This is a genomic window from Hymenobacter artigasi, assembly GCF_012275535.1.
In the GTDB taxonomy this organism is placed as follows: domain Bacteria; phylum Bacteroidota; class Bacteroidia; order Cytophagales; family Hymenobacteraceae; genus Hymenobacter; species Hymenobacter artigasi.
Genome location: NZ_JAAVTK010000008.1, coordinates 258,091 through 270,206, shown reverse-complemented (window position 1 = coordinate 270,206; position 12,116 = coordinate 258,091). Strand labels below are relative to the sequence as shown.

Annotated in this window: 11 protein-coding genes; 6 read left to right on the top strand and 5 right to left on the bottom strand. The window is 59.0% G+C overall.

The window, feature by feature from the left end:
- Positions 1–78 precede the first annotated feature (78 nt).
- Together HBN54_RS14700 and HBN54_RS14695 are read right to left on the bottom strand one after the other, a co-directional pair.
- The gene (locus HBN54_RS14700) at positions 79–1,599 is read right to left on the bottom strand and encodes a C25 family cysteine peptidase (protein ID WP_168673969.1); all 1,521 of its coding nucleotides are present in this window, start codon (positions 1,597–1,599) and stop codon (positions 79–81) included.
- 73 nt (positions 1,600–1,672) lie between these two features.
- Positions 1,673–2,788, bottom strand: a complete 1,116-nt coding sequence (locus HBN54_RS14695) for a putative type IX sorting system protein PorV2 (RefSeq protein ID WP_168673968.1) — start codon at positions 2,786–2,788, stop codon at positions 1,673–1,675.
- 377 nt (positions 2,789–3,165) lie between these two features.
- On the opposite strand from HBN54_RS14695, the gene HBN54_RS14690 reads away from it, so the two are divergent.
- Positions 3,166–3,513, top strand: coding sequence for a PadR family transcriptional regulator (locus tag HBN54_RS14690; RefSeq protein WP_168673967.1), 348 nt, complete (start codon positions 3,166–3,168; stop codon positions 3,511–3,513).
- 61 nt (positions 3,514–3,574) lie between these two features.
- Positions 3,575–6,277, top strand: coding sequence for a PspC domain-containing protein (locus HBN54_RS14685; RefSeq protein ID WP_168673966.1), 2,703 nt, complete (start codon positions 3,575–3,577; stop codon positions 6,275–6,277).
- A 98-nt stretch (positions 6,278–6,375) separates the two neighbouring features.
- Here HBN54_RS14685 and HBN54_RS14680 read toward each other — a convergent pair whose 3' ends face one another.
- From HBN54_RS14680 to mce, 3 genes are all read right to left on the bottom strand, one after another.
- Complete coding sequence (locus HBN54_RS14680) at positions 6,376–7,815, bottom strand: CCA tRNA nucleotidyltransferase (protein WP_168673965.1); 1,440 nt, start codon at positions 7,813–7,815, stop codon at positions 6,376–6,378.
- A gap of 100 nt (positions 7,816–7,915) precedes the next feature.
- Entirely contained in the window at positions 7,916–8,488 is a 573-nt protein-coding gene (locus HBN54_RS14675; protein WP_168673964.1) for an L-threonylcarbamoyladenylate synthase, read from the bottom strand.
- A 150-nt stretch (positions 8,489–8,638) separates the two neighbouring features.
- A complete protein-coding gene (mce, locus tag HBN54_RS14670; RefSeq protein ID WP_168673963.1) occupies positions 8,639–9,052 on the bottom strand; it encodes a methylmalonyl-CoA epimerase in 414 nt (137 codons plus the stop codon).
- Between the two features lie 209 nt (positions 9,053–9,261).
- Between mce and HBN54_RS14665 the strand changes: the two genes are divergently transcribed.
- The 4 genes from HBN54_RS14665 to HBN54_RS14650 all read left to right on the top strand — a co-directional run bounded on the left by HBN54_RS14665 (position 9,262) and on the right by HBN54_RS14650 (position 11,974).
- The gene (locus HBN54_RS14665) at positions 9,262–10,476 is read left to right on the top strand and encodes an IscS subfamily cysteine desulfurase (RefSeq protein ID WP_317170227.1); all 1,215 of its coding nucleotides are present in this window, start codon (positions 9,262–9,264) and stop codon (positions 10,474–10,476) included.
- A 122-nt stretch (positions 10,477–10,598) separates the two neighbouring features.
- Positions 10,599–11,009: a Fe-S cluster assembly scaffold IscU gene (gene iscU / locus HBN54_RS14660; RefSeq protein WP_168673962.1), complete on the top strand. Its 411-nt coding sequence runs from the start codon at positions 10,599–10,601 to the stop codon at positions 11,007–11,009.
- A gap of 122 nt (positions 11,010–11,131) precedes the next feature.
- A complete protein-coding gene (locus HBN54_RS14655) occupies positions 11,132–11,524 on the top strand; it encodes a hypothetical protein (protein ID WP_168673961.1) in 393 nt (130 codons plus the stop codon).
- A 123-nt stretch (positions 11,525–11,647) separates the two neighbouring features.
- Positions 11,648–11,974 (top strand): HesB/IscA family protein, encoded by a 327-nt coding sequence (locus HBN54_RS14650; RefSeq protein ID WP_070728920.1) that lies wholly within the window; start codon positions 11,648–11,650, stop codon positions 11,972–11,974.
- Positions 11,975–12,116: the final 142 nt, after the last annotated feature.

The following is a 12,116-nucleotide window of genomic DNA, read 5'->3' as shown; positions in this document are numbered from 1 at the left end:
TGCATAATCTGGAACAGTTTGATACGGCACTGGAGGTATGCGCCGGACTGTGGAACTTCTGCTTAACTCATTGATAATTCAGTACAACAAGTCTAGTAAGTAACGGTTGGTCGCATTGGGCGTAGCCGCCGCCAGCCAGCGCGAAAAATGACGCAATGCCAGCCACGACTTTTCACCGTAGAAAAACTGGTCATACAGTTGCTGCGAGGTTACCATGAGCGTGTCGTAACGGCCGCCAGCCGTCGAAGCGCGGTAGTTGGCGTAGGCGCGGGCCGCGTTGGGTACCGTGCCCACGGCACCCATTAGTTGCGGGTGCGTGATAATGGTGAACGTAGGGACAGCCGGATTGATGGTCCGGAACCGGACCCGGCGAGCCGGCAGGGGCTTTGGCAGCGTGGCTTCATCGGTCAGCATGAGGCGGTGCGTAATAGCGGCTGTGGCCCCCGGAAACACAAAACGCTTCAGCGCTGCGCTGGCCCCTTGCGTGCCCACCACCCGCTGCACGTTGTACAGGTCGTTAATATCGAAGCCCGCCACTGTGGCGGGCACGTTAGCTAGCTCGTATGTGGCGGGACCGGTTAGCAGCGAGTCGTTCTGAAAAAGCAGGCGGTTGCGGCTGGCCAGCCAGGCCGGAGCCTGCGGGACAGTGGTGCGCAGGTAGTGCGACACGAAATAATCGCCGGCCGCGACCGGCGCAACGCTTTTTAGCTTGATGACGACCCGACCGGTACTGCTGACATCGGAGGCCTGCAGCGTGAACGATTGCCGGGCCCGCACCAGCCCCACATAGTTCATCACTCCCAGTACCCGCTCGGCTCCGCTACCCGTGGGCGGCACCACAATCACCTGCGTATGGTGGGGTGTTCCCACGCCGCCGGAGCGCTGCGAAAAGTCCTGTGCCCCAAACAATACCACCTCGACACGAGGCAGCGGCCCGGTGGCAGCCGGGCTTACTGATACAGAGTCGATGGTATACGTCAGCTCATTATTACTGGCATTCATGTAAAAGCCCTCGCCGGCCTGCATCCAAGGCAAGTAAGTACTCAGTTCCGGCGGATAGTCCTGGAAGCCCTCTATGCGCAAGGTCAGCCGTTCGCGCAGATTGTGCGGATGCACGGTGCCACCGGCTGCTACCGGCTCCTGCATGTGGCGACCGGCGGTGCCGGCGCGCCAGGTCAGGAAGTAGCTGGCCGTATCGGTGTATAGGCTAAAATATTGATGCGGCTGGTCAGCGGGGTTTTTATAGAGTTCCACATCGAGCCGACCATCGTTGTGCACGGCGTAGAACTCGATGAACGACGTGGCATCCAGCGTGGTGCGGCTGCCGCCCACGTAAGTCGCAATCTCCCGGCCGCGCCGCCAGATTTGGAGCTCGTTGGGCACTACGCCGGTGATGCCGGCCTGGGTCAGGTACTGATAATCAATTTTATATAATCCATCCCGCACTATTTTCATTTTATAGTACGTCTGGCCGGGCACAATCCATTCGTTGCCTACCGGACCGGACTGGGCCTGGGCGGTAGTACTGCTCAGCCACAATCCCACCCACATCAACAGCACTACCCATCGCCGCGTCGAATACGTGTACTTTTTATTCATTCTATTTTGAAAATTCATCTATTTACAATACTATCTATCAGGCAATTATGCAGCTATTTGCCAACCTGAGCTGCTATTTGAAGCCGTAGCCCAGCGATACAATCAGGGAGTTGGTCTGGGATGCACTGCCCAGTTTCTCCACGGCCAAGCGCGAGAGCGCCAGGTCGATGCGCAGGCCACTCACGGCAACGCCGGCCCCAAGGCTGTACTGGCCCTTCCACTGCAGAGACTGGTCGACCACACTGCTGATTTTCTGAAAGTTGCCGGCTCCGCCGCGCAGGAACACGAGATTCTTGTAACCTACCTCCACGCCCAGGCGCGGGTCCACGCTCACGGTTTTGCTGGAAACCAAGGTGTTGCGCTGGCCATCGGTGGTGGCCTCCAGGTCGACGGCGACGAGGGCGGAGAACTGCTTGGGCAACTCAAAGCGGCGACCCACGCCCAGCACAAAGCGCGGCAGTGTGATTTCGGTGCTGTTTTTCGGAATGGAGTCTGACTTGATGGCCACATTGCTGTTGAGCCCCTTCACGTACTCGGCCGAGTTGATGTTCCAGGAATTGAACGTGGTGGTGATGTCGCGGGCCATCAGGGCCATGTTCCAGCCCTTGTGGTTGTACTGCACCCCGGCATCAATCCCAAAGCCGTAGCCGTGGGCAAACTTGCCGATGTTGCGGTAGATGATTTTGCCGCTGCCGCCCACGCTCAGGCCTTCCACGCCCAGCTTGCGAGCGTAGGAGAGCAACAGTGCGTAATCGGCCACCGAGAAATATTCGATTTTGCTGTAGTCGACGTAGCCGTACTCGTTCACCAGAGCGCGGGTATCGGCGATGTTGTCTACGCCCAGGCGCAACACACTCACGCCCAGCGCGCTCTTATCGTCGATGGGCATGGAGAAGGCGGCGTAGTCGTTTTTCACCACGCCCGAAAACAGCTCGGAGTGCATCAGCACGCCGTCGTACTTGTGGGTTTGGTTGGTGAGGCCGGCGGGGTTCCAGTAGCCGGCGGTGGCGTCGGTAGCCAGGCTCACCTGCACTTTGCCCATGCCTAGGGCCCGGGCCCCCACGCCAATGTTCAGAAATTCGTTGCTGTACTTGGGCGTTTTGGTAGACTGCGCGGCGGCCGGCAGGGCCAGCGCGGCGGTGGCTCCCACGAGGGCCAGCCCGCGGGCAACAGAGGAAAGTTGGGACATAGAAAGGTGACTAGTAATGTTTGCGCGGACGGAACGCAAGTTACTCCATTATAGTGCGTCCGGCCCCGCGAATTTCGGGCCAAACCGCCGGATACGCGCTGTTCGGCCAACGGCAGAAATGGCGTTGCCCGGCTTTTGCCGGCCCGCAGTACCGGGGTTCCGGCCAGGCACGGTCCATTTTACCCCCTCATAGCCAGGCAAAAAGCAGGTATTCTAGTGAGACACCGCCATAATCATCGAAAATTTTATCGCTGATAATCAATACGTAATATCATATTCAATTGGATTTAATGGAATTATTCATCCAGTACCTTGCGTTACAAAGTACCTACCATACATTTGTACTGTTCGTCACCCACTAGTCAACCTACTCGCCCATGAAACTCGAGAACACCCAGGTTCAGATGCGCAAGGGAATCCTTGAGTTCTGCATCCTGGAAATTATCGCCCGCGGCGAAGCCTATGCCTCCGACATGCTGGAGGAGCTGACTTCGGCCCGCATGATAGTGGTGGAGGGCACGCTCTACCCGCTGCTCACTCGCCTCAAAAATGCTGCTCTGCTCGACTACGTGTGGAAGGAGAGCACCAGCGGCCCGCCCCGCAAGTACTACACCCTCACCGAGGAGGGCCGCAAGTTCTTGGCGGAGCTGCGCGACACCTGGGAGGAAATGGCTGCTTCGGTGGGCATCATCCGCCACAGCCGGCCGCCCGGCGACAGCCGCTAACCCTACCTCTTTTTCTGCTTCACTCACCAGCATCCAATTGGCCCGTTCGGCCTTCTTTCACATGAAAAAGAACATCAGTATCAACTTGCAAGGCATCATCTTCCACATCGAGGAAGACGGTTTCGACGTTCTGAGCCGCTATCTGGCCGAGGTGAAAGCTCACTTTGCCAGCTACCGCGGCCACCAGGACATCGTGACCGACATCGAAGGCCGCATCGCGGAGCTTTTCGCCGCCCGCCTCTCGCCCATGCAGCAGGTCATCAGCCTCGATGACGTGAACGCCATGACGGCTAAAATGGGCCGAGTGAGCGACTTCGCTCCCGATGCCGATGAGGACGACGAGGTGGAAGCCACTGCTCCCGCAAGCGATACCTTCGGCCCCGAAGGCGCTTTTGGTCGCAAGGGCCCGTTCGGTCCCGAAGGTGCGTTTGGTCCCGAAGGTGCATTTGCCAACAGCAACGAGCCCACGGCTCCCGGCGAAACCAAGCGCCTGTACCGCGACATGGCCAACCGCAAGGTGGCGGGCGTGGCGGCCGGCATTGCGCAGTACTTCATGGTGAACCCGCTGTGGATTCGGCTGGCGCTGATATTCGGCACCGTGTTTTCGCCCGCTATCAATATCTGGTCGCGCCACAACATGCGCGTCGATTTTGGCGGCTGGCTGGTGGTTGCCTACGTGGTGCTCTGGATTTTGCTACCCAAGCGCTACGATGCCCCCGCCCCTACCGAGGCGCTGCTGAGCACGGGCCCGCTGGCCGGCCGCCGCCTGTTTCGCGACACCGGCACGGGCAAGGTAGCCGGGGTGGCCGCTGGCCTGGCCGCCTACTTCAGCATTGATGTGACGCTGGTGCGCGTGATTTTGCTGGCCGGCCTCTTTGCCGGAGGTTTCACCTTCCTGCTCTACATTATTCTCTGGATAGTATTGCCCGAGGCCAAAACGGTCTCGGACAAGCTGCGGATGCGCGGCGACGCGATGACCCTGGAAAGCTTCGACAGCAGCCTGCGTGACCCGGCTTTTACGGAAGGGGCGGCCACCACTAACCGCCCCGTAGGTGCCTTTGTGGAAGATGCGGCCCGTGGGCTGCGGCCTTTGGTGAACTTCGCGGGCTCGGCCATTCGGGTTTCGGCGGGCGTGTTGCTCAGCATCATAGGATTTGGCCTGCTGCTGGCCGTGGTTGTATGCACCGGGGCGGGCATTGGCCTGCTGCCCGCTTCGCAGAACATTGTGATGGGCGATGCCCCGGCCTACGTCATGCTGCACGGCATTCCCGGCTGGGCGCTGCTGGCAGGCTTTTTAGCCGCAGGCATTCCGGCCCTATGGCTGCTGCTGGGCGGGCTGAACCTGCTGTTCCGCCACACGATTCTGACGCGGACCGTGGGCTTGTCGCTGCTGGGCCTGTGGCTGCTGAGCATTGTGGGCGTGGTAGCCGGCGTGGCCCAGCAGAGCCGCCAGTACCAGTACGATGCCGAGGTAGAGCAGCTGGAGCAGTTTCCCAAGCTCACCTCGCCCGTGCTCATGTTCGACTCGCGCAACATTGACCGCCAGTGGGAGCAGCACGTCGACCTGCGCCTCGCGGCGGCCGACAGCGGCAAAACCGTGGAAGTGCTGCGGACCCTGAGTGCCAAAGGCCCCAGCGAAGACGTGGCCCGCAACACGGCCCTCACCACCATCAACTACACGGTGCGCCCCAGCGGCGACTCCTCGTTGGTATTCGACGACCATTTCTCCTTCCTGCCCGAGGCCGCCTACCGCAAGCAGGAACTCAGCCTGACCCTGCGCCTGCCCCGCGACCGCACGTTCCGCATCAGCCGCAACTTTGCCAATGACCTGCTTGATGAGGATGACTTTGTGGGCAACCGCCGCCCCCGCGACCCCGAGCAGCACCGCTACCGCCTGCGCGGCAACAAGCTGGAGTGCATCGGCTGCACCAACGAGCAGTTGGGCCGCGACGAAAACAACGACGACGACTCGAACGTGAACATCAATATCGATAGCGACGACAGCAACAGCGACAGCGCCGACGACAACAGCGACGATAATAACGACAGCAGCGACGGCAACAGCCGCAGCGGCCTCTCGCTGAACTACGGCGGCGCGCCCAGCTTCAACACCGATTTGAGCAGCTACGGCAGCGGCCGCCGCACCTTCGACGAAACCGGCTTCACGCGCGTTTCGGTGGCCGGGGGCTACCGGGTGGTGGTGCGCCACGGCAACAGCTTCAAGATTGAGGCCGGCGGCGATGACAGCGCCCTCGATAACCTGCGCGTGGAGCGCAACGGCGACGAGCTGGTGGTGAAACCCTCCCGCAGCCGCAAGTTTTTTGGCGATGCCGACCACAAAGTCCTCATTCGCATCGAGATGCCTACCATCGACCATCTTGAGCTGGCCGGCGCGGTGCAGGGCGACCTCGGCGGCTTTGACCGCCAGGAGAACATGCGCATCGAGCAGGCCGGCGCCAGCCACCTGCGCCTGAACGGCAACTACGCCAACCTGAAAATTGACCTCGCCGGGGCCTGCCGCACCACCGCCACCGGCCAGGCCGACAACCTCAACCTCGACGCGGCCGTGGCCTGCGAGCTGGCCGGAGCCAACCTGAAAACGCGCGTTGCCAAAATTTCGCTCGTCGGGGCCTGCAAAGCCCGCCTCAACGTGACGGAAAGCCTGAAGGGCGACGCCGTGGGTGCCAGCGAAATAGCCTACAGCGGCCAGCCCGCAACCGTGAAAGTGGACGCGGTGGGTGCGTCCAGCATCAAACGTTTGTAGCCCACCGAAGATTTAGGCCGGGTTATAGCTACCGAGGCAACTTTACCCGTACTATTAACATCTATTCTCCCGACGAAAAACAGAAAACGAAGTCAGGCTTAGTTTGGTGAGTGAACGAGGCCTCCTTCCGGAGCCAGTCCTTTGGCCGCCCCCTGCTGCAACAGGAAGGTCAGGGCTGGCTCCATTTCGTTTGTGATAATGCCGTCGAGAATGGCTTCCATCACGGCTTCTTTCAGCTCTCCCACGGCCCGCGAAGGTTTCAGCCCGAAGGTTTCCATGATAATTTCGCCGGTGATGACTGGGCGGAAACTGCGCAGATGGTCCTTTTCCTCTACCTCCTTCAGCTTCTCCTCCACCTCCGTGAAGTTGCGCAGGTACCGTTCCTTGCGGGTGTGGTCCTTGCTGGTAATGTCGGCCCGGCACAGCAGCATCAGCCGGTCAATGTCCTCGCCGGCCTCGAAAAGCAGGCGGCGCACGGCCGAGTCGGTCACGGTTTCCTTTACCAGCGCGATGGGACGCAGGTGCAGCTTCACTAGCTTCTGCACCATGCGCATCTCCTCGCCCAGCGGCAGTTTCAGGTCGGTGAAGATGCCCGGCACCCAGCGTGCGCCCTTGTCCTCGTGGCCGTGAAACGTCCAGCCCACTTTGGGGAAGTAGCGCTTGGTGGCCGGCTTGGCGATGTCGTGCAGCACGGCAGCCCAGCGCAACCACAGGTCGCCACCGGCGGCAGCCACGTTGTCCAGCACTTGCAGGGTGTGATAAAAATTGTCCTTGTGGGCGTGGGTACCCACTTTTTCCACGCCGTACAGCAGGGCCATCTTCGGGAAGATGAGCTGCAACAGGCCCGTCTGAAACAGCAGCTTGAACCCGTAGCTCGGCGTGGGCGACTCAATAATCTTATTCAGCTCGGTGGTAATCCGCTCCTGCGACACAATCTTTATCCGCTCCTTGTTCCGAATAATGGCATCGAACGTATCGGGCTCAATATCAAAGTTGAGCTGCGAGGCGAAGCGCACGGCGCGCATCATGCGCAGCGGGTCGTCGGAGAACGTTACGTCCGGCCCCAGCGGCGTGCGGATGGTTTTGCCGACTAGGTCCTTCATGCCGTCGTAGCGGTCCACCAGTTCGCCGAAATTTTCCGGGTTAAGGCTCAGGCCGAGGGCATTGATGGTAAAATCGCGGCGGGCCAGGTCCTCTTCCAAAGTCCCGGCCTGCACTTCCGGCTTGCGGCTTTCGGTGCGGTAGCTCTCCTTGCGGGCCCCCACAAACTCAATGTCGCCGGCCTCTTTGGTGGGCAGCATGGCCGTGCCGAAGTTCTTGAATACCTGCACCCGGCCCTTGCCTTTCAGGCGGTTGCCCACGGCCTGGGCCAGGGCAATGCCGTCGCCCACGGTCACCACGTCGATGTCCTTGCTATCGCGGCCCAGCGCCAAATCGCGCACATAACCGCCGATAACGTAGGCCGGCTGGCCCAGCTCGGCAGCGGCTTCGGCAATGGTGTGGAAAATGGGCAGGTCGGGTAATCGAGGCGTATTCATAGTAGCGCGAACTTTGTGGTTCGCGTCCCCGTGCCGTCTCAACGGTTGCAATCGGCGCGGGGACGCGAACTACAAAGTTCGCGCTACTTTATTTCCCAGCCTACTCGCGCACCACCTCCAGCTTGCCATCCGCCCCCAGCCGCACCAGCCGCGAAGGCGTGGTGCGGCTGGCATCGTCCTGCCGCCAGTTCACTACGTGGTCGGCCCCGCGCACGATGGCGGCATCCACCTCTGTGTACACGGCCGGGGTCGGCTCGCCGGCTTTGTTGGCCGAGGTCGATACCAACCCATGCCCTAGCCGGCGCACCACCTTGAAGCAGAACTCATCCTTCACCACGCGCAGGCCCACGGTGCCATCTGGGGCCACCAGCTCCTTGGCCACAGCCCGGCCAGCAGGCAGGATGTAAGTGGTTGGCCGCGTATCGGCGGCCAGCATGGCTTCCAGCTCTGCCGGCACTTCGGCAGCGTAGCGCTTCAGCATGTCAAAATCGGCCACCAGCACGATGCTGGGCTTGCCGGCCTCGCGGCCCTTCAGCTTATAAAGCTGCTGCACGGCGGGCGGGGCTTCGGCATCGCAGCCCAGGCCCCACACGGTATCGGTGGGATACAGAATAACCTGCTGGAGCAGCAGCGCGTCAACGGCAGCATCAACTTCTTGTTGAAAACGGTTCATATTACTGATTTACAATGATTAACCGTGATTTCACCGAGTTTTTATCGCCCCCGAAATCATGGCTTTTTGTTTTTGTTGATTTCAATCGCCTAATTCAATTAATGACCAAACCGCAAAGATTACCGCCGAAATAAATCAGCGAAATCACGGCTAATCAGCGGCAATCAGTGATTGGCAGAGCTCCACCAACACCCCGGCCGCGCTCTTGGGGTGCACGAAGCACACCAGCTTGTTATCGGCCCCGCGCTTGGGTTCCTCATTTAATAATACGAAGCCCTCCCCTTTCAGCCGCGCCATCTCGGCGCGAATATCATCGACTTCAAAGGCGACGTGGTGAATACCCTCGGGCTTTTTGGCCAGGAATTTCGTGATGGCGCTGTCCGGCGAGGTGCCGGCCAGCAACTCAATCTTTGAGCCGCCGACCTGAAAAAAGACGGTATCGACGGCCTCGCTGGCCACGTGCTCCTTCTTATAGGGGGCCGCGCCGAGCAGTTTGGTATAGAGTTCGGTGGCGGCTTCGAGGTCGTGCACGGCCAGGCCGAGGTGTTCGAGGTTGGTAAGCATGAGTTGAGTGTAGAAGAGATAATGCCGCTTACCGGGCAAAAAAGCGGGTTTTACCGTGCATTTTGCATCGTTGCCGGAAGTCGGCGCATTTCCTTATTTAGATTGTGTCTACTTTTGTGAGACCAAAGAAAACTGATTGCCCCCGAACCGTGTTCTAAGGGCCGACCAGGCTTTCATTGGTTTATCTTTTTGCTATACCGCTGCGCGCAATGCTGAAGCTCCCTATTTACCTCGACAACAACGCCACCACCCCACTCGACCCGCGTGTGCTGGAGGCCATGATGCCCTACCTGACCGATGTATTCGGCAACGCCGCTTCGCGCAACCACCCCTTCGGCTGGGCCGCTGAGGAAGGCGTGGACTACGCCCGCGAGCAGATTTCGAAGCTCATCAACTGCGACTCGAAGGAAATCATCTTCACCTCGGGCGCTACCGAGTCGGACAACCTGGGTATCAAAGGCGTGTTCGAGATGTATAGCCAGAAAGGCAACCACGTCATCACCACCACCACCGAGCACAAAGCAATACTCGATACCTGCAAGCACATCGAGAAGCTGGGTGGCAAGGTAACCTACCTGCCCGTCGATGAGCAGGGCCTCATCAGCCTCACCGACCTTGAAGCTGCCATGACGCCCGAGACCATTCTCGTGACCATCATGTACGGCAACAACGAGACGGGCACCATCAACCCCATCCGTGAAATAGCCAAAATCGCCCACGCCCACGGCGCCTTGTTCATGACGGACGGCACCCAGGCCGTGGGTAAAATCCCGGTTGATGTGATTGCCGACGGCATCGACATCATGGCCTTCACGGCCCACAAAATGTACGGCCCGAAAGGCGTGGGTGCCCTATACGTGCGCCGCAAGAACCCCCGGGTGAAAGTGACCGCCCAGATGGACGGCGGTGGCCATGAGCGCGGCATGCGCTCGGGCACCCTCAACGTGCCCGGTATTGTGGGCCTGGGCAAGGCCTGCGAATTGGCCCGCCTCGAAATGGCCGCCGATGCCGCCCGCTTGAGCGTGATGCGCGACCGCCTCGAAAAAGAATTGATGACGATGGAGGAAACCTACGTGAACGGCTCGGTGGAACACCGCCTGCCCCACGTTACCAACATCAGCTTCAAGTACGTGGAAGGCGAAGGCCTGATGATGGGCGTGAAGGACCTGGCCGTATCGTCCGGTTCAGCCTGTACTTCGGCCTCGCTGGAGCCCAGCTACGTCCTCAAGGCCCTGGGCCTGAGCGACGACCTGGCCCACAGCAGCCTGCGCTTCGGCCTGAGCCGCTTCACCACCGACGAGCAAATCGACTACGCTATCGGCCACGTAAAAGAGGCCGTGACCAAGCTCCGCGAAATGTCGCCCCTGTGGGAGATGTTCCAGGAAGGCATCGACTTGAGCAAAATCGAGTGGGCAGAGCACTAGGCGCGAAGCGCTAATTATGAATTATAAATTTTGAATTATGAATTGCCCCTTTTGGCGCATTCTGCTTCTAATTTTCAATTCATAATTTATAATTTATAATTCATAATTTAAGCAAAGCGAAAATGGCTTACTCCGATAAGGTAATCGACCACTACAGCAACCCCCGCAACGTGGGCACGCTGGACAAAAGCAAGAAGAACGTAGGCACCGGCCTCGTGGGCGCACCTGAGTGCGGCGACGTTATGCGCCTACAAATTGAGGTAGACGAAGCCACCAACACCATCACCGACGCCAAATTCAAGACGTTCGGCTGCGGCTCGGCCATCGCCTCGTCGTCGCTCGCGACGGAGTGGCTGAAGGGCAAATCCATCGACGAGGCCTTGGCCATCGACAACATGGAAATTGTGGAAGAGTTGGCCCTACCACCCGTAAAAATCCACTGCTCGGTACTGGCTGAAGATGCTATTAAATCGGCTATCTCGGACTACCGTGTGAAAAACGGCCTGCCCGCTTTGGAGTTGTCGCACCACTAGTAACTGAGTAATTGAGTAAGGGAGTAATTGGGTGAATATGGGAAGAGCCTTGCTCCTTTTCCACTTTCAGTCAGTTACTCCCTTACTCATTTACGCAATTACCCATTTACTATTTGTCATAGATGGACGAATTTGACATTGCCCGGCTGGAGCGCGAGATTCGGCAGTACCTGGGCCTGGAGCCAGCGCAGCTGCAGTTCGAGTTTCGGGAGTTGGAGGGGCTGACCCGGCTGGATTTGATTACGGTGAACCCACGCCACCAGCAAAGCTTCCTGTTTCGCTACGAAACCGGCCGCGATAAAACGGAGTGTCTGGAAAAGATGCTGGCCTACGTGCGCAGCTACCGCGATACCGAAAGCTCCTACACGCTGCAATGGCGTGCGCGGGGCGACCGGGAGCTGCAAACGTCCTACTTCCGGGCGCACAACGTATATGAGGCGCTGGACAAGCTTTATTTTGACCGCGATTTGAACACGATTACCGTGTTCAGCGTGGTGCTTAATCCAAGCTCTTAAGGGCTTCGATAAATTGTTTGGCGAGCGAGTGAACAAAGAAATTCGGCCGCTTGTTTATAATGTGTCTAAATTGCGGGTCCATTCGGCTTTCCTTTAAGCCTGAACAGCTCCACTCCTACTGCCATGATTACCGTATCCGATAAAGCCAAAGAAAAAGTAGCGCGCCTGATTGAAGACGCGCACCTTGACGACACCTACCGCCTGCGTGCCTCGGTGGCCGGCGGCGGCTGCTCGGGCCTGAGCTATAAGCTGGACTTCGACAACGAAGTGCGGCCCATGGACCAGGAATTCGAGGACAAGGGCGTGCGCGTGGTGGTCGATATGAAAAGCTTCCTCTACCTGGCCGGCACCGAACTCGATTTCTCCGACGGCCTCAATGGCAAGGGCTTTCAATTCAACAACCCCAACGCCTCGCGCGAGTGCGGCTGCGGCGAGAGCTTTTCCGTCTGACCACGGATTAGCGCGGAATTTATGTTGCCGAGGAAATTTCAATTCTCACTCACAGCAAATAAAAAAGGCTTGCCATCTGGCAAGCCTTTTTTATTTGCTTAAAACCGTTTAGCGTACGTTCACGAAATCCGTGAACGTACGC